At 67.9% G+C, this 16,297-nt stretch carries 16 protein-coding genes, 2 pseudogenes and 1 riboswitch; of the genes and pseudogenes, 8 read left to right on the plus strand and 10 right to left on the minus strand.

Going from position 1 to position 16,297, the window contains the following annotated elements; all coding sequences use genetic code 11:
• Positions 1–81: 81 nt before the first annotated feature.
• The 6 genes and pseudogenes from NYZ95_RS05360 to NYZ95_RS20530 form a co-directional block, all read right to left on the minus strand.
• A complete protein-coding gene (locus tag NYZ95_RS05360) occupies positions 82–513 on the minus strand; it encodes a hypothetical protein (protein ID WP_262849466.1) in 432 nt (143 codons plus the stop codon).
• A gap of 6 nt (positions 514–519) precedes the next feature.
• Complete coding sequence (locus tag NYZ95_RS05365; RefSeq protein WP_262849468.1) at positions 520–975, minus strand: RelB antitoxin-like protein; 456 nt, start codon at positions 973–975, stop codon at positions 520–522.
• Positions 976–1,104: 129 nt separating this feature from the next.
• Positions 1,105–1,389: a hypothetical protein gene (locus NYZ95_RS05370; RefSeq protein WP_262849470.1), complete on the minus strand. Its 285-nt coding sequence runs from the start codon at positions 1,387–1,389 to the stop codon at positions 1,105–1,107.
• A gap of 388 nt (positions 1,390–1,777) precedes the next feature.
• Positions 1,778–2,599, minus strand: coding sequence for a hypothetical protein (locus NYZ95_RS05375; protein WP_262849472.1), 822 nt, complete (start codon positions 2,597–2,599; stop codon positions 1,778–1,780).
• A 118-nt stretch (positions 2,600–2,717) separates the two neighbouring features.
• On the minus strand, positions 2,718–4,097 hold the full coding sequence (locus NYZ95_RS05380) for an ApeA N-terminal domain 1-containing protein (protein ID WP_262849475.1): 1,380 nt from the start codon (positions 4,095–4,097) through the stop codon (positions 2,718–2,720).
• A gap of 129 nt (positions 4,098–4,226) precedes the next feature.
• Positions 4,227–4,442, minus strand: a pseudogene (locus NYZ95_RS20530) (aldehyde dehydrogenase family protein); the annotation flags it as partial.
• A 517-nt stretch (positions 4,443–4,959) separates the two neighbouring features.
• Between NYZ95_RS20530 and NYZ95_RS20535 the strand changes: the two are divergent.
• Positions 4,960–5,112 (plus strand): annotated as a pseudogene (locus NYZ95_RS20535) (tyrosine-type recombinase/integrase); the annotation flags it as partial.
• Between the two features lie 329 nt (positions 5,113–5,441).
• The gene (locus NYZ95_RS20540) at positions 5,442–5,693 is read left to right on the plus strand and encodes a tyrosine-type recombinase/integrase (RefSeq protein WP_372500454.1); all 252 of its coding nucleotides are present in this window, start codon (positions 5,442–5,444) and stop codon (positions 5,691–5,693) included.
• 63 nt (positions 5,694–5,756) lie between these two features.
• Here NYZ95_RS20540 and NYZ95_RS05390 read toward each other — a convergent pair whose 3' ends face one another.
• The 3 genes from NYZ95_RS05390 to NYZ95_RS05400 all read right to left on the minus strand — a co-directional run bounded on the left by NYZ95_RS05390 (position 5,757) and on the right by NYZ95_RS05400 (position 7,213).
• On the minus strand, positions 5,757–6,194 hold the full coding sequence (locus tag NYZ95_RS05390) for a type II toxin-antitoxin system VapC family toxin (protein WP_262849480.1): 438 nt from the start codon (positions 6,192–6,194) through the stop codon (positions 5,757–5,759).
• Positions 6,184–6,450 carry a type II toxin-antitoxin system Phd/YefM family antitoxin gene (locus NYZ95_RS05395; RefSeq protein ID WP_262849482.1) on the minus strand — a complete coding sequence of 89 codons (267 nt, stop codon included), beginning with the start codon at positions 6,448–6,450 and terminating at the stop codon, positions 6,184–6,186. The genes NYZ95_RS05390 and NYZ95_RS05395 overlap by 11 nt, the downstream gene beginning before the upstream one ends.
• Positions 6,451–6,730: 280 nt before the next feature.
• Positions 6,731–7,213 carry a DUF6326 family protein gene (locus tag NYZ95_RS05400; RefSeq protein ID WP_262849484.1) on the minus strand — a complete coding sequence of 161 codons (483 nt, stop codon included), beginning with the start codon at positions 7,211–7,213 and terminating at the stop codon, positions 6,731–6,733.
• 164 nt (positions 7,214–7,377) lie between these two features.
• On the opposite strand from NYZ95_RS05400, the gene NYZ95_RS05405 reads away from it, so the two are divergent.
• The 6 genes from NYZ95_RS05405 (at position 7,378) to NYZ95_RS05430 (ending at position 15,019) form a co-directional block, all read left to right on the plus strand.
• A complete protein-coding gene (locus tag NYZ95_RS05405) occupies positions 7,378–8,517 on the plus strand; it encodes a sensor histidine kinase (protein ID WP_262849487.1) in 1,140 nt (379 codons plus the stop codon).
• The gene (locus NYZ95_RS05410) at positions 8,514–9,167 is read left to right on the plus strand and encodes a response regulator (RefSeq protein WP_262849489.1); all 654 of its coding nucleotides are present in this window, start codon (positions 8,514–8,516) and stop codon (positions 9,165–9,167) included. The genes NYZ95_RS05405 and NYZ95_RS05410 overlap by 4 nt, the downstream gene beginning before the upstream one ends.
• A gap of 69 nt (positions 9,168–9,236) precedes the next feature.
• Positions 9,237–9,446, plus strand: a riboswitch (cobalamin riboswitch).
• 130 nt (positions 9,447–9,576) lie between these two features.
• Positions 9,577–12,060 (plus strand): ribonucleoside-diphosphate reductase subunit alpha, encoded by a 2,484-nt coding sequence (locus tag NYZ95_RS05415; RefSeq protein ID WP_262849491.1) that lies wholly within the window; start codon positions 9,577–9,579, stop codon positions 12,058–12,060.
• Between the two features lie 80 nt (positions 12,061–12,140).
• Positions 12,141–13,121 (plus strand): ribonucleotide-diphosphate reductase subunit beta, encoded by a 981-nt coding sequence (locus tag NYZ95_RS05420; protein WP_262849493.1) that lies wholly within the window; start codon positions 12,141–12,143, stop codon positions 13,119–13,121.
• 289 nt (positions 13,122–13,410) lie between these two features.
• Complete coding sequence (locus tag NYZ95_RS20315) at positions 13,411–14,139, plus strand: AraC family transcriptional regulator (protein ID WP_262849495.1); 729 nt, start codon at positions 13,411–13,413, stop codon at positions 14,137–14,139.
• Positions 14,140–14,149: 10 nt separating this feature from the next.
• Positions 14,150–15,019, plus strand: coding sequence for a prenyltransferase/squalene oxidase repeat-containing protein (locus NYZ95_RS05430; protein ID WP_262849497.1), 870 nt, complete (start codon positions 14,150–14,152; stop codon positions 15,017–15,019).
• 5 nt (positions 15,020–15,024) lie between these two features.
• On the opposite strand, the gene NYZ95_RS05435 is transcribed toward NYZ95_RS05430, so the two are convergent.
• Positions 15,025–16,296 (minus strand): hypothetical protein, encoded by a 1,272-nt coding sequence (locus NYZ95_RS05435; protein WP_262849500.1) that lies wholly within the window; start codon positions 16,294–16,296, stop codon positions 15,025–15,027.
• Position 16,297 lies beyond the last annotated feature (1 nt).

Genomic DNA, 16,297 nt, shown 5'->3' on the forward strand with positions numbered 1-16,297 from the left:
GTTGCCCCGACTCAGTTGGTGATCTTCCCGTTCGTGATCATGCTGATCGTGTTGCTCGACGCGAGCAGGCGGCAGGCGACGTCACTTCCCAGTTGTGTAGAAGTGGGTCATTCGAGCGATAGCCTCTGCTTTCGTCATGGCGCGCACCTCGGCCTCTGGGATGTGGGCTTCCTGGGTCAACGTGCGGATCACGCCAACCGGTATTGCCTCAGCGACTGGCTGCGCCAGTCCCCGGTCCGGTGATACCTGGTTGCTGACGCAGTCCCAGAACTCGTCAGCTGTGACTTCCAGTTGGTCCCGCAGGATGTGCGACCAGATACTTGGCCCGTAATCGGTCCGGTCGACCGGGTGGCTGATCCGTGTGTAGAGGATCCGGCCGTCCGGCAGCGGCAATTCGTAGTTGACGTGATGAGTGCCGCGCTTGCCAGTGGCGCGCTTACGCTCGGTCCAGCCCTCGGTGGTGCAGAAGGTCTCGTGATCTGTCCGCGTAGCCGGGGGTCGCTTCTCGGGCACGGGCCGTCAGACGGCTAGCAGCCAGTTGCGCAGTTGATCGTCGGACGCCAGCGTGACAACTTGCACCAGTCCCCAGTTGTCCTCGTGGTTTGGGGCGAGCCGAAGCCGCTCGGTCCAAGCCTCGGCATAGTCGCGCAGGGCGTCGACCATCTCCTCGACGGCTTCCTCGATGGTGGCGCCATCCGCCGCAACCGGCACCCCGGGAAGGAAGAGGCTCCAGCCATCGCCATCGGCGACAGCCTGGACGCCAGAGGGATGGAGACGGGTCAGGAAGTACACAAGCCGGTCGGCGTCGACCGCGGCGACTCGTCGCTCGTCGCGGGTGACCGTAGCCGGACGCCCCTCGTCGGCGGCGTCGAGTAGGTCTTTAAAGTGATCGCGCGCCTCTCGGACGCTGCCGTAGTTAACACTCGCGGTAGCCATTGGTGTCTCCTGCTTGAAGGGCGTGTACACAGCGTACACGCGCTTAGCGTCCCGCTCAACCCCACGGACGCCACAGGTGCGTCATTGCGCCGCGAAAGCGGCCACCTCGAACCACCGCGGTCCATGCGCACGGAGACGCACTCTCAATGCCGATGAGTGCGCTGCGGACTACCACTCCGGGTCGGCCCGGCGGAGGGCAGAGACCTCGTCATGCACCCGCCCTAGGAGGGCCCTCACCTCTTCCCGGTCGCCGCCGATTCGAGTGTGGAACTTCTCAATGGCTGGTCCTCCGGTCAGGACCTCGCTCAGAGCGTTGTTGATCCAGACCAACTCATCTCTGGTGAAGTCCATGTGCTGACAGTAAAGGGGCGACGCCTCGGGACCGGGAACCGACCGGTCATGCCGCATTCCGCGGTCGCGCGACGCGTCGATCCGCCGCGTATCGGTGAACATCGAAACGCACCCTCAGCCCGCTGAGCGGTTGTCAGGCAGTCTTGTCGACGCCAGCACGTGTCGACAGGAGGTGTCTGCTCATGCCCGCCGCCAGACCGACTGCAAGCCCGCCTACCGTTCCCATTCCGACGGCGAGCAGTCCGTCGCTGGCCCCATCAATGTCGGCTGCATTCAACGCCGCGAAGATGATCAGGGTCAGACCCCATAGCGGCTTCGGTGATGATGAGCGCCCAGGTGGGCGTCCGAGTCAATCGGCGCGCGGTCACGCGGGGCGTGAATACTGCGACCGGCCAGGTGACGCCCGGCGATCCCGCGATTCGTGGCGCAAATGAGCGCGTCGATCCGCCGCGATGAGGGAACGCCGTGCCGGCAACCTCAAGGAACACACCTAGGTCACGAGCAGATCCTCGTTGGTCGGGACCGGGTCGTCCAGGGTGCGTGCGTACCAGAGGATGTATCCGAGAACGGCGAACAGCCCGACGACGAACGCACCGAAGAGGATCCAGACCCAGCACATTGCAAGGTCCTCGGGCTGTACGACCAGCGCGACGACGGGCACCACGATGCCGGCGAGCGAGTACGCAGCCAGAATAAAGACGGCAGCGCTGACCCCGCTGGGACGCCCGATGAACTCGAGCTCGTTCGTGAGGCGCCGAACCTCGGCGGAAATGAGCGTCCATCGCGCCTCGAGATCCTGTTCCTCCTTGATGGACTCGTCCAGGCGTCGCATGGCGGTGCTGTGCCCGCTGCCGCTGACGAGAGCCGACGGCCGGATCGTCGGTCCGGAGCGCCCGAACGGATTCCCGGTCTGCCGTTCGGGCAGCTCACACTCGGCGATTCGGTCCACGACCTTGTCGAAGATCTCGCGGTCTCCTCGCGTCACGGTGAGTCCGCGCTCTTCCAAGTCCGCCATCGACAGATAAGTGTCGTCTTCGGGCCTGATGAACTGTCGAGCTAGGTGGTCCGCGCCCCGCACCTTCTCAATGAGCTCATCCAGGTACGGCGCCATCTCATCCTCGGAGCTGCCCCTCGGGATGTTGTCCGCTAGCAGCACGGCGCGCTCGACATCGCTGGCGGCGGCAACGATGTCGTCAAGAACCCAGTCTCGGAAGTCGTCCATGCTGTTTGCGAGCCGGTAGTCGTGCGCCTCCCGGTAGGCGGCCTCGACGTGGGCCAGTTCGTCGCCGCTCCGGGCCAACTGTCGGCGCACCGCTCTCGCTCGCTCGACAGAGCCACCAGCCTGCTGACGAGGAATCCGCCGACGATGGCAACGATCGCCGCGGACGACTGAGCCAGTGTTGCCGAGAACGTCGTCGGGTCCTGCACTGTCATTCCTCGGTTTCTTTAGGGGGACGTTCGCCACGCTGCGCAGCGGCGTGCGCGATCTGCCGACCTACTTGGTCCTGCTCCAGCCGTGTTCTCGCCCTGGTCGATGAGACCCCGAGGACAGTCATCGTCCAAGCTCGAAAGAGTTGGATGCCGATGCGGTACGCGTACAAGAGTTCTCCGGTAGGCGGGAGCGTTCGGTTGGCGTGCTTCACCGAGTTGTAGGCGTTGGCGATCTCCTCCGGCCAGTCGGAGGTGTCGAACGGAAGGTAGGTCTTCACCTGGTCACGGAGGCGGGCCAGACGGACAGCCAGCGGCTCGTCCTTGGCGGCCCGGCGGCTCACGCCGGCCTCAAGGGCCAACTTGTAGCCGAGCGCCTCGAGTCCCATCCCGAGCTGGGCAACGTGAATCTCGAGGCTGGCGCCCTCGAGCTCGAGGAGCTTGAGAATTGGTTGGAGGACGCGCGCCTCGTCCATGTGGAGTTTGAGCCACCGGCCGAGACCCGCTTGGGAGACGTCGTCGTAGTGAAAGGTGAAGTCGAAATGACGGACCTTGGTCGGTACGCCTGTCTGTCCGGTCAGGGCGGTCTCGACCGTTCGCCACTCGATCCCGTGAGTCTTCCCGTCGAGGGTGCGGAGTCCGTCGTCGCTTCGCATAGCTTCGTGGGTGACGAAGTTGAGGCGTTGCCAGGACGCCAGCCGCACGACGTCTCGGATGGCGAAGTGACGGTTCAAGTGAACGTCCCACTCGGTCGCCGTTCGTGCGGTCGTCTGCACGAACATCCTCTCGGCGATCACGGTCTCGTCGGGATGCTCGCCTGGTCCGAACCTGTACGACGGGCGGATCTCTAAGCGCGGATTCGTCCCGACCCGTACTGCGTTTGGAGCACGGAGCCGTAGGACTGCGGTCGCCAGCCGGCCGTCTTCGTCGAGCTCTCTATCGGTGCTGAGGCTTCTTAGGCCTACCCAGGTGCCGAGCCCTTCGACCTCAGAGCGAAGTCCGTTGAGGTGTTCGTAGGCGCTCGCGTCCTGGGCGCCAAGAACGGCGAACCGGATCGACGCGTAGCCGATGCCGACGTTGAACCCGAGATTGCTCCGGTGGCCGCTCGCACGGCATCCCACGAGCGCCACAGGACCATCTGGGTCGACAAAGGCGATTTGGGGTGGCACTTCGTAGCGGTAGCGCACTTGCTCAGGGTCGTCACCCCAGTGCGCCTGGACGAACCACCGTTGGTGTTCAGGGTTGTACTCGCCGTTCCACGGCAATGACATGCGGATACCACCGGGCGTCCTCTCCAGTTGGACGGCAATGTGTGGTGAGTCCTCGATGCCGTCATAGATGAATCCCAGACGGACCTGACCCTCAGCGAACTCGTTGGGCACACCGTCACGATTTCACGAAGACCCGACACATTGCTGCCGCCGTCGCTCACGGAACTACCGTGACGACATTCTCCTCGGTGTTCCCCAGATTGCCGCTCCACCCGAGTTCGCGTCCGATGCCAGAGGTCTTCATGCCACTCCACGGGAGCGCGGGGGTCGGTGGCGGCCCAGCCGTTGATCCAGACGGCGCCGGCGCGTACTTGGGCGCGGCAAGGCGGTGGGCGGCGCTGACGTTGCTGGTCCATATCGTCGCGCGGCCAGCCCGTACTCCGAGTCGTGCGCAAGCTGAGCTGCCTCCTCGAGGGTGTCGAAGACCATCAACGCGCCGACGGGGCCGAAGATCTCCTCGCGCGATGACGGAACCGTTGTCGACGTCGGCCAAGACTGTCGGCTCGACGTAGAAGCCCGGGCTCGCCGCGTCCTGCCGCGATCCGATCCACGCTAACGCGGATCGCCGACGCCTGACGGTGCTCACTCGCAAGGCGCTTGAGGCCCCAGCCGAAGTTGGGGGTTCAAGTGCTTCGCGGCCGCTGCACGGTGAGACGAATGAGTCTTGACCGGATTGTGCCGGGCCCCGACAGGGCACCTACCCGGATCTGCCGCGATGAGTGCGTCATTCCGCCGCGATCGGACGCGCCTACATCGAGGCGTAGCGTCATCGAACTCGGGTGCCTCATCGCGTTGGCGGCGAGCACGACCGGGCCCAACTTCAGGTCGCCGCGGGAGAGAACCATGTCCAGCACGACCGCCCGCTCGACGACTCTGCCCCTTCAGCCCGCGACTATGAGTCCGGCCCAAGTCGCCGCAGTCTCGTTTCCTTGCCCGCTACTCCGGCGGCGCCCACACCCTCTACTCCGCCCAGCTCCGGCGATGGTTCGCCTGGTGCGAGACCAACGGGCTCGACCCCCTGATCGGGATCGAGCGGGCCCACATCGAGCTCTACATTCGCCAGCTCGGCGAGGTCGGCCTGGCGGACTCGTCGGTGAACACGACGATGCATGCCGTACGCGGGTACTTCAGGTTCGCCCACATCGACGGCACCATCCCTGCCGACCCGGCCGTGTACGCCCAGCTACCCAAGGCCCATCGCGACGAGTCCCGCACCCAAAGTCTCGACCGACTCGAGTTGATCCGATTCCTCCAAGTCGCCCAAACCATCACCGTCCACCACGGTGCCCTGGCCTACCTGCTCGGCATCAACGCCCTGCGGGCCTCCGAAGCCGCCGCGGTGCGGATCGAGGACTACGCCGACACCCTCCGCGGTCACCGGGTGCTGCACCTGGTCGGCAAGGGCAACAAGCCCGCCACCATGCCGCTCGTGCTGCGACCGATGTCCGGGAGCCGATCGACCGACGCGACGCCTACCGGATGGTGCAGCGCATCGCGAAGAGCGCCGGCATCCCGCGCCACATCAGCCCCCACTCACTGCGCCATGCCGCGATCACCAACGCCCTCGATGCCGGCGTGCCGCTGCGAGACGCGCAGATCCTGGCCCGTCACGCCGACCCACGCACAACCGAGCACTACGACCGCGCCCGCGGCAACCTCGACCGCCACGGCGTCCACTCCCTCACCGCCTACGTCGCCGGCGTCTGAGCGCCCGTGACGCACTGCTTCGTGACCTCGCCGTTCTCAAGAGACGGGGCGCCGCGGCCCCACTCACAGGATCGGTGGACGCGTCACGGGGACCACTGCGACCCATTCCTCCAAGCCGGCGAAGTCATCAGGGTTTGTCGTGTACAGCGGCAACCCGTTGGCAACCGCGATGGCGGCGATCTGGAGGTCGGCATGGCGGCGCCTCGGAGTGCGCCCAAGCGCCGGGACGGCTCCGGTCAGTTGGCCGTGGACCCGGGCTGCCGGCGCGTCGAAGGGGAGCGGTTCGAATTCGCTCTCTGCGCGTTGAAGGATCGCCATTCGCCGGCCGCGCTCGGCGCGGGCCGGAGCATCGTCGCCCACGACGGCGTGCGGGCCCGCAGACAGCTCCGCGAGCGTCACCGCGCTGATGGCGATCTCGTCGGGAAGCTCGACTGACGACAGCCGGTCCCGCAGGATGACGATGTTCGTGTCGACGAGGCCGCTTCGACGGTCAGTCGCCATATGGATCGTGGACGTCGTCGTCGATCACGGCATCAAGATCATCGCGAAACGTCTGGGGATTGACCGCGCCGGTGCCGGCAGAGGTCAGGAACTCGCTTCGCGGAACGAACGTACGCCGACGTCGCAGCGGGATCAGTTCACCGATCTGGTGGCCGTCGCGGGTGACTGTGAAGGCTTGGCCTCGCTCGACGGAGTCCATGATTTCCTTCGAACGCAGCCGGAGATCGCGCTGGCTGATCTCGGGCTGAACACTCATGGTCACACGGTAGCACCGCATGCTACACCTCGCGTGGGGAGCGACTCCGCGTGTTCCAGCCAGCCCGCCCACCAGCGGGCCAGATGCTCTAGCTGGCGGTCCTCAGTCGGGACGACCGACCTGCGTCCCTTCGCCGCGTTGGACGTCGAGAACTCCCTTCCGCTTCCCAGCTCGGCCGGCGCTCGAGTCCGCCGCTGGTGGCGCCCGACGCGAAAGCCAGGCATCACGCTGATGCCTGGCCTCCGTCGTACGTCCCGCCCTGACGAGACTGCTCCTGGGCTCACGCTTGCTCGGGGTCGCGAACCGTTCCACGGACGGTCATGGTTGTCGCCGGTGCCGTGCGGGGCCAGGTCCAGGCCAACCGGATGATGAAGGCGAGAAGAAGCAGTTCCAGGACGACGCCGAGCCCGTAGAAGTACAGCCAGAACCCGCCCGCCACGTTGAAGGCCGTGACGGGGACGTAGACCGCGGCCACGATGAGGTTCGTGATGCGGTTCGCCCGGGCGGGCAGCGTCATCGACAGCACGACCATGAAGATCGGGACGGCCATGAGGGTCAGCGCGGTGGTCGAGAAGGTCTGAGACAGGTCGAACTCGAAGACCTTGCCGTCGAGGATGTCCTCGACGATGCCGGGCGTGAAGAAGCCAAGGATGTCCACGTACGCGTACAGGAACATGAAGCTCGTCCACGCGGCGGCGAGCTTGGCTCTCACCGGGATCGGCGGGTCGTCCCACGTGGTGGTGACGGGTTGACGTGTGCTCATCGCGGGCTCCGTTTGTTGTGGTGTGGATCGGCAGGTCCACGCTCGCGGAGCCCAGCGGCGGGGCACCTCCGTCTCGGGGCCGGAGTCCCCCTGGCCGATGGCATGGTCTGGCTCTCGTCCTTTCGGCCGGTACGCCGAGGCGCGCCGATCCCTAGGCTGGGGCCGTGGTCACTGCCTGGCGCTCCCTCTGGCACGAGCCGCGGCCTGCAGACGCCCCACCCGTCAGTCGTCTCGACTGGCTGCTGGCGGGAGTGTTCGCGTTCGCGGCCTTGGTCGAGGGCATCGTTCGGTCGGACCTGACCTGGCGGCCCCTGGTGACGGTGCTCGCCCTCGTGTTGATTCCGGCCCTGCTCTGGCGGCGGCACCGCCCCCTGCTGGCCGCCCTGGTCGGGTGGGGCGTCGCCGGGCTGCTCTCGATCCTCCAGCTGATTACGGACGCCGGCGACCTCGACCTCTACGCCATGATGGCCGTCCTGATCCTGCTCTACTCCCTGGTGCGCTGGGGGTCAGGACGCGAGATCGTCTGGGGGACGGCGTTCGTGACCGTCGTCGTCGCGCTGGGGATGTACGCCACCTCGGCAGGCTGGGCCGACGTCTTCGGCGGGACCGTCCTCGTGTTGCTGGTCATCGCCCTCGCGGCGGTGTTCCGCATCCGCGCGGACCTCTGGCGCCGCCAACAGCGCGAGATCCGCAACCAGGAGCGGGTGGCACTCGCGCGCGAGCTGCACGACACAGTCGCCCACCACGTGTCGGCCATCGCGGTGCAGGCGCAGGCCGGTGGCGTGGTCGCCGGCCTGCATCCAGAGAAGGCTGCCGAGGTCCTGGCCGCGATCGAGTCTGAGGCTTCGCGCACCCTGGCGGAGATGCGATCGATGGTGCGGATGCTGCGCGAGGACGAAGCCGTCGCCTACTCTCCGCAGCGAGGTGTCGCGGACCTGCCTGCCCTAGCGCGCGCCGACGCGACACCCACCGTCGAGGTCTCGCTCGACGGTGGGTTGACCCGGCTGGCGCGGCCCGTAGACGCCGCGCTCTACCGGCTCGCGCAGGAGTCGCTGACCAACGCCGTACGGCACGCCCGGAGCGCGACCCGCGTCGGGATCGACGTACGCCGGGAAGGCGATGCCGTCAGGCTGCGTGTCAGCGACGACGGACAGATCGAGCCGGGACCGGCCCCGGAGCCCGGGTTCGGCCTGCTGGGCATGGCCGAACGCGCACAGCTCCTCGGCGGCTCGCTTTCCGCGGGTCCGGCGCCCGAAGGTGGCTGGGTGGTCGAGGCCGTGCTGCCGGTGGCGGCGCTGGCATGAGCATCCGTGTCGTCGTCGCGGACGACCAGGACTTGGTCCGGACAGGTCTGGTCATGATCCTCGGCGCGCAACCCGGCATCGAGGTTGTCGGGGAGGCCGCCGACGGGCTCGCAGCGCTCGACCTGGCGACCCGGCTGCGACCCGACGTCCTGCTCGTCGACATCCGGATGCCCGGGCTCGACGGCGTCGAGGTGACGCGGCGCCTGGCGGGGCCGGACGTGGCGGATCCGATGGCGGTCGTCGTGATCACCACCTTCGACCTCGACGAGTACGTCCTCGGCGCCCTGCGTGCCGGAGCCCGCGGCTTCCTCCTCAAGGACGCCGGGCCGGAGCTCCTCGTGCAAGCCATCCACGCGGCGGCGAACGGAGATGCCCTGATCGCCCCCAACGTCACCCGCCGCCTGCTGGCGACCTTCGCCGACCAGTCACCGCCAGCGCCGGTCCAACCGATAGACCCGCTCACCGAGCGCGAGGAGGAGGTGCTCGCGCTGGTGGCACGTGGTCGGACCAACGCCGAGATCGCCACCGACCTCTTCGTCGGTCTGAGCACGGTCAAGACCCACGTCGCCTCGCTGATGACCAAACTCGGCGCCCGCAACCGCGTCGAGATCGCCATGTGGGCACACGACACCAAGCGCGTCAGCCGCTGAGCCACTCCTGACGCCCTGCGACACGCCGACCACAAGATGTAGTGAACGACAAGCGTGTGATTTACGTATATGGTGGCTCACGCAGCTGGTTCGACCCGTTATCCAGGCGGGTCGTCGCAAGAGGGAACCCGGTGTGACTCCGGGACTGCCCCGCAGCGGTAAGTGGGAACGACCCTCGTCATGAGCACTGGATCGGCCGATCCGGGAAGCGACGAGCAGTAGGTGGCACGACTGGCCGAGCCCACGAGTCCGAAGACCTGCCAGCGCCGTACGGCCCGACGTGCCGTACGGGTCCGCGACCTCGTGGGAAGGTCTGGGGCTCAAGGCAGGTCGCGTCCCGTACGGACCGGCCCCACCCCTCCCCCGTGGTCGCAGACCGTCTCATCTGCGATTCACGAGGGGTGAACCGATGACGATCCAGGTCATCAAACGCGACGGTACGCGCGAGCCGTACGACGGCTACGCGATCGCACGATCGATCGAGGAGGCTGCCGCCGGCCTCGACGACGCCGTCGCACGAGCGACCCAGCTGCAGGCGGAGCTGGAGATCACGCTGTTCGACGGCATCACCAGCGAGCAGCTCGACGAGGCCGTCATCGGCGTCGCGCTGCAGAACGTCAAGGACGACCCGGCGTTCGACACGATCGCATGCCGGCTGCTGATCAAGTCGCTCTACAAGAAGGTCTTCGGCGAGGGCGTGACGCGCGACGAGGTGTACGCGTTCCACGGTCCGGCGTTCGTCTCGTCGGTGCGACGCGGCGTGGAGCTCGGGCTGCTCGACACGCGCCTCACCGAGCTCTTCGACCTCGAGACGCTCGGGTCCGCGCTCGACCCCGACCGCGACGACCTGCTGCGCTACATCGGTGCGCAGACGATGCGGACCCGCTACATGCTCACCGAGCCCGACGGCTCGCCGCTCGAGGTGCCGCAGTTCTTCTGGATGCGGGTCTCGATGGGCCTCGCGCTCCACGAGGAGGATCCGACGGCGGCCGCGCTCGCGTTCTACGCCAAGATGTCGCGGCTGGAGTACCTCGCCGCCGGATCGACCCTCGTCAACGCCGGCACCGCGTACGCGCAGCTCTCCAACTGCTTCGTCATGCAGATGGACGACGACATCGAGCACATCGCCAAGTCGGTGCGTGACGTCATGTGGCTCACGAAGGGCACCGGCGGCATCGGCCTGTCGGTGACCAAGCTGCGCTCGGAGGGCTCGCCGATCCGGTCGAACAACACCCGCTCCACCGGACCGATCCCGTTCATGCACACGATCGACTCGACGCTGCGGGCGATCAGCCGCGGCGGCAAGAAGTTCGGGGCGCTGTGCTTCTACATGGAGAACTGGCACCTCGACTTCCCGGCGTTCCTCGACCTGCGCCAGAACTCCGGCGACCCCTACCGGCGCACCCGCACCGCCAACACGGCGGTGTGGATCTCCGACGAGTTCATGAAGCGCGTCGAGCGCGACGAGCCGTGGTACCTCTTCGACCCGCTCGAGGTGGCCGACCTCGTCGAGCTCACGGGCGCCGACTTCTCGCGGCGGTACGCGGAGTACGTCGCGAAGGCCGAGCGCGGCGAGCTGCGGACGTACAAGAAGATCCGTGCGAGGGAGCAGTGGCGCGCGATCCTCGTGACGCTGCAGACCACCTCGCACCCGTGGCTGACGTGGAAGGACACGATCAACACCCGCGCCCTCAACCACAACACCGGCACGATCCACCTCTCGAACCTGTGCACCGAGATCACCCTGCCGCAGGACCGCGACAACGTGGCCGTCTGCAACCTCGCGTCGATCAACCTCGCGCGCCACGTCACCGGCCGCCGTGAGGACGCGCGCATCGACTGGGAGCGCCTCGCCGAGTCCGTACGCCTGGCCGTGCGCCAGCTCGACAACCTCATCGACATCACGGTCTCGTCGGTGCCGGAGTCGGAGTCGTCCAACGCCCTCAACCGTGCGCTCGGGCTCGGGATCATGGGGTTCACCGACGTCGTGGAGCGGTTCGGCGTCTCGTACGAGTCGGAGACCGCGTACGCGCTCGCCGACGCGCTGACGGAGTTCGTGAGCTGGCACGCCATCGACACGTCGGCCGACCTCGCCCGCGAGCGCGGGGCGTACCCGAACTTCGACGGCTCGCGCTGGAGCCAGGGCATGGTCCCGATCGACTCGCTCGACCTGCTCGAGGCCGACCGCGGTATCCCCGTCGAGGTCGACCGCACGACCCGCCTCGACTGGGACACCCTGCGGGCGAAGGTCGCCGGCGGGATGCGCAACTCCACCCTGATGGCCATCGCCCCGACGGCCTCGATCGGTCTGGTGGCCGGCACGACGCCCGGGCTCGACCCGCAGTTCAGCCAGATCTTCAGCCGCGCGACCAGCTCGGGGAAGTTCCTGGAGGTCAACCGCAACCTCGTCGAGGACCTGCGCGAGCGCGGGCTGTGGGAGGCGGTGCGGCACGACCTGCTCGCCGCACAGGGCGACCTGTCGCGCGTCGATGGAGTGCCGGCCGACCTCGTCGCGACGTACAAGACGTCCTTCCAGCTGTCCCCGTACGCGTTCCTCCACGTGGCCGCACGGGCACAGAAATGGATCGACCAGGCGATCAGCCGCAACATCTACCTCGCCGACCGGCAGGTATCGACGATGGAGGACCTCTACGCCACGGCGTGGCGGATGGGCGTGAAGACCACGTACTACCTGCACATGATGCCGCGGCACACCGCCGAGCAGAGCACCGTCAAGGTGAACAAGGCTGCGGCGCTCGCTCCGGCCGCGACCGGCGCTGCGCGGCGCGGGTTCGGCGCGGCGACCCGGCCGCCCGCGATCGAGGCGCTCCCGCTCGCCGACACCTGCCCCGTCGATCCCCAAGAGCGCCTCCAGTGCGACTCCTGCCAGTGACCCGACCTGGTCTCGATACGCCCTCCGCTCGCGCTCCGGGCTACTCGACCAACCACCCTTCGTACGAAAGCGAGACACCCATGAGCATCCTCGGCACCGGCATCGAGGAAGGCCTCCTGCTCAAGCCCGTCACGTACCCGTGGGCGATGGAACTGTACGACCAGGCCGTCGCCAACACGTGGTTCCCCAACGAGGTCCAGCTCGGTGAGGACCTCGCCGACTTCGAGCGGATGACCGACGAGGAGCGCCACGCGCTGACGTTCCTCATGTCGTACTTCAACCCCAACGAGCTGCTCGTCAACAAGGCGCTCGCCTTCGGCGTCTACCCGTACGTCAACGCGGCCGAGTGCCACCTGTACCTCGCCAAGCAGATGTGGGAGGAGGCCAACCACTGCATGTCGTTCGAGTACGTTCTCGAGACCTTCCCGATCGACCGGGAGGCCGCCTACGCCTCCCACGTCGAGGTGCCGTCGATGGCGGCGAAGGAGGAGTTCGAGGTCCGCTACATCCGACGGATGACCGAGCAGTCCCTCGACATCACCGCGACCGAGGGCAAGCGCGACTTCGTCCGCAACCTCGTGGCGTACAACGTGATCCTCGAGGGCATCTGGTTCTACTCCGGCTTCATGGTGGCGCTGAGCTTCCGGCAGCGGAACCTGCTGCGCAACTTCGGCTCGCTGATCGACTGGATCGTCCGCGACGAGAGCCTGCACCTGAAGTTCGGCATCAACCTGATCCTCACCGTGCTCGACGAGAACCCCGACGTCGCGACGCCGGAGTTCGCCGACGAGATCCGGCAGATGATCCTCGACGCCGTGGCGATGGAGGAGGCGTACAACCGCGACCTGCTCCCGGGCGGCATCCTCGGGCTGAACGCCGACTACCTCAACCAGTACGTCCGGTACCTCGCGGACCGGCGGCTGGAGGAGCTCGGCTTCGAGCCCCACTACCGGGCGTCGAACCCGGCGAAGTGGATGGCGACCGCGAACGACACCCTCCAGCTCGTCAACTTCTTCGAGTCGATCAACACCTCGTACGAGGTCAACGCGCGGGCGCACTGAGACGCGGCCGGCTCGCGTCCGGCGAGAGCGCGTTCCCCCGCCCAACCGATGACTGGCCAGACGTATTCGACGACACCGACGATCCCGACTGAGCGCGCCACGCCAGAACCCGGCGGATGTCTGACCCTCTCGGGACGTCATACGGAAGGTTGCTCCGGCACCACCATTCGTATGACGTTCGGTGACGTCGGCGGGAACATCGTGGTCACCCTGCCTTCCTGAGCCCGCCTCGTGAACAGCGTCGGCGGAGGTCAGACCCCGCGTCAGTGCCGCGTCGTACGGTGCAGGGGTGGGCCGGTATCGCGAGTTCGCACCACCGACGGGCGTGGCACCGCTCGTCGCATGCCTCTGGGAGAGTCACCCCTCGGACGGACGCGAGCAGCGGGTCGTCCCGGACGGCTGCCTCGATCTCATCTGGCGCGACGGCGAGCTTCTCGTCGTAGGTGCGGACACCGGTCCGGTGGTGTTCGCACCGACGCGTACGGACGAGCCCGTCAGCGGCATCCGACTCCGCCCGGGCGCCGCGGGAGCGGTGCTCGGCATCCCCGCCTCGGAGGTGCTCGACGCGCGGGTGCCGGTGTCGTCCGTGTGGCCGACCAGGGCCGCCGCCCTCAGCGACGCGCTCGCTGCCGCGGACCCGGCCGACCGCCTCGGTCTGTTGATGCGGTCCGTCGCGCAGCGGCAGGCGGCACGCGACGATCTCGTTGCTGCTGCGGCGCACAGGTTCGCCCGGTCTTCCGCGCCGGTCGCTGCGGTGGCCGCCGATCTTGGGGTCAGCGAGCGCCAGCTGCACCGCCGTACGGTCGCCGCGATCGGCCACGGGCCGAAGGTGCTCGCGCGCGTCGCACGCCTGCGGCGCCTCATCGCCCTGTCCTCACGCCCGACCCCGCTGCCGCTTGCGGAGCGCGCCGCTGCGGCCGGCTACGCGAGCCAGTCGCACATGTCCGACGACGTACGCCGACTCACCGGCCTGGCGCCCGTCCGATTCCTGGAAGACGCGCGGTTGACCGCCGCCTAACGTGTGCCGCATGTCCATCGACCTCGACGCCGCACGCCGCTTCCTGTACGACGACGCACGCCTGCTGGAACGGCACCTCGCCTCCACGATCCTCGACGGCGCTCCCCCGGAGCCGGTCCTGCGGGCGCTGCGCGCGTACCGCAATGCCGACGGCGGGTGGGGCCATGCCCTCGAACCCGACCTACGAGGTCCCGACAGCCAGGTCTCCGCCGCGATGTCCGCGCTGGACGTGCTCGCGCAGATCGGCGCGAGCGGCGATCCGCTCGTCACGGAGACCGCCGACTGGCTCCAGTCGGTGTCGCTGCCCGACGGGAGCGTGCCGCACGTCCTCCCTTCGGCGTCGGCGTACCCCCGAGCCCCGTGGATGGAGCCGAACGACTCCGGCTTCCTCACCTACCGCATCACCGCGCACCTGTGGCGCCTCGGCACCGACCACTCGTGGCTCGCCCCGGCGACGCAGTGGTGCTGGCAGCAGATCGAGACCCGCGAGCTCACCGGGTACGAGGCCTTCTTCGCCCTCACCTTCCTCGACGCCGTGCCGGAGCCGAGACGCGTGGGCAAAGCCCTCGACCGGTTCCGAGCGCTCCTCCGCGCGGACGGCAGCATCCCGGTCCCTGGCGGGGTCGACGGTGAGAAGATCACCGCCCTCCAGCTCTCACCGACGCCCGACGCGCCCAGTCGTGCGCTGTTCTCCGACGACCTGATCGAGGCCGGGCTCGACGCCCTGGCGGCCGAGCAGCGCGAGGACGGCGGCTGGGACTTCGACTTCCTGCACTGGTCACCGGGACAGAGCGTGGAGTGGCGCGGCATCGTCACCCTCGCCGCGCTGGAGACACTCCGGACGCACGGCCGCCTCGGTCAGGAAGCCGTGCAGCGGTAGCGGACTCACGCCGTCCGGCGGAGGGTCACCTCCGCGTCGACCTCCGACCGCCACTCCACGTACGCGCGAAGCTCGTCAGGCAATGCACCGATCACGTCGAACCGGTCGCTGTTCCACCGCTCTCGCCTGCGAAGCCCGTCAGCGCCCAGAATCGCCAGCGCCGTACGGGGATAGTCCGCGCAACGCTCCGCCAACCGGTCGCAGACGAACTGTTCGAGGGTAACGAGCGTGCCTCTCGACACGGCAGACTCCGACCGCGTCGGCCGGTAACCGCGGTGGACGACGCGGTTGCGCAGGCCCGCCACGTCCACGTACCACCTGCGGAGGGGCCCGTCGTCCGCGAGCGACCAGGTACCTCCCAGCCGCGGGTGGTACGCGGACCGGATCCGCTTCGCGAGGGGCGTGGAGAGGATCTGCGCGGCGGTGGCGACGTCGCTGATGCCCTCGCGGCGCTGCTCCTCCCACACCAGCATGCCCAGCACGCCGTCTAGCAACACCTCGGCGGCGATCGCCGACTGGATGACGCTTTCGGCGTACATCCCGTCGCGCTCGTGGGCGATTGCGGACTCGAGCCTGCGCTCGGCGTAGAGCGTGAACGGGCTCCCGATCAGCAGGCGCTCCAGCTGTTGAAGGCACGCCTCCAGGGACTCCGGGGTCAACGGGTCCGGGGCGGGGGTGGTGACATTGGTGTGGTCGAGCAGGACGAGTCCCGTCGAGCCGAGGAACTCCGGCGGCGCGAGCTTTCGCCAGCGGTACGGCACGACCGGCACGACACGCTCGTACGTGAGCTCGGAGATCGGCGTCTGACCCACCAGCCGGTAGGCCCGGACCACGTCGAAGAGCGTGCGCAGACACCGGGTGAGCACGTCGTCGAGAGCGCGCTCCTCAGCGACATCGTCCGGTGACTCGACGAAGGTCACCGCCTCGACGACCGTGCGGTAGTCCTCCTCGGCGGGTGGGCCGGCAGGCGAGTGAACCGCGGCCGGCTCGCCGGTGAGATGTTCGAGGACGGCAAACGCACGCCTGATCAGCTCGCGGTCCTCGTCCGTCCCCTCCTGGCGTAGCTGCCAGATCTTCAGTGAGACAATCTGGTGGGCTTCGGTCCCGGCCGGGACCCGCTCCGACCGAGGATCGTCCTCTACCTGGAGGGCGGTCGGTCGGAGGACACCGATCCGCTCGTCGAGCTCACGGGTGAAGGTCGCCCCGTGAGGGAGCGGCAGGGGGTCGCGCAGGGCGATGACGAACACCGCGAGCCTCGGCCAGTCGTCCGCCACCATC

This window comes from Mumia quercus, assembly GCF_025506335.1.
Taxonomy (GTDB): Bacteria; Actinomycetota; Actinomycetes; order Propionibacteriales; family Nocardioidaceae; genus Mumia; species Mumia quercus.

Bases quoted from the DNA above. Each gene is read 5' to 3' on its own strand.
- NYZ95_RS05370 (WP_262849470.1), bottom strand. From the start codon at position 1,389: ATGTTCACCGATACGCGGCGGATCGACGCGTCGCGCGACCGCGGAATG.
- NYZ95_RS05390 (WP_262849480.1), bottom strand. From the start codon at position 6,194: ATGGCGACTGACCGTCGAAGCGGCCTCGTCGACACGAACATCGTCATC.
- NYZ95_RS05395 (WP_262849482.1), bottom strand. From the start codon at position 6,450: ATGAGTGTTCAGCCCGAGATCAGCCAGCGCGATCTCCGGCTGCGTTCG.
- NYZ95_RS05400 (WP_262849484.1), bottom strand. From the start codon at position 7,213: ATGAGCACACGTCAACCCGTCACCACCACGTGGGACGACCCGCCGATC.
- NYZ95_RS05410 (WP_262849489.1), top strand. From the start codon at position 8,514: ATGAGCATCCGTGTCGTCGTCGCGGACGACCAGGACTTGGTCCGGACA.
- NYZ95_RS05415 (WP_262849491.1), top strand. From the start codon at position 9,577: ATGACGATCCAGGTCATCAAACGCGACGGTACGCGCGAGCCGTACGAC.
- NYZ95_RS05420 (WP_262849493.1), top strand. From the start codon at position 12,141: ATGAGCATCCTCGGCACCGGCATCGAGGAAGGCCTCCTGCTCAAGCCC.
- NYZ95_RS05430 (WP_262849497.1), top strand. From the start codon at position 14,150: ATGTCCATCGACCTCGACGCCGCACGCCGCTTCCTGTACGACGACGCA.
- NYZ95_RS05435 (WP_262849500.1), bottom strand. From the start codon at position 16,296: ATGGTGGCGGACGACTGGCCGAGGCTCGCGGTGTTCGTCATCGCCCTG.